General features: G+C 49.5%; 1 protein-coding gene. It reads right to left on the bottom strand.

Annotation, left to right across the window (positions count from 1 at the left end):
- On the bottom strand, positions 1-430 hold a 430-nt coding region (locus AC1M9P_RS14625; RefSeq protein WP_481588090.1), incomplete at its 3' end, for a thiolase family protein.
- Positions 431-432 lie beyond the last annotated feature (2 nt).

Genomic DNA, 432 nt, shown 5'->3' with positions numbered 1-432 from the left:
TAAAACGCCAGCCCATGGTGGTGTCTTCAATCTTTTGACTACGACCAAATGCACTCTCAGATTTACCCATCACAAATGGGGCACGTGACATGGATTCAACACCACCTGCCACAATCACGTCAGCCTCACCAGCTTTAATGGCACGCGCGGCCATTGCTACGGTATCGAGTGATGAACCACATAAACGGTTGACTGTGGTTGCAGGTACTGTATAAGGGATACCTGCTAAAAGCGCCGACATACGACCGACGTTACGGTTATCTTCACCGGCTTGGTTGGCACAGCCAAATAAAACGTCATCGACGACATTCCAATCCACAGAAGGGTTACGTTCCATTAATGCTTTTAATGGCACTGCACCTAAGTCATCCGCACGGACAGGGGCTAAACCACCGGCATAACGACCAAAAGGCGTACGGATGGCATCAATGA

Source organism: Acinetobacter sp. 25-47-122 (assembly GCF_056779695.1).
This window is presented reverse-complemented; position numbering and strand designations above follow the sequence as displayed.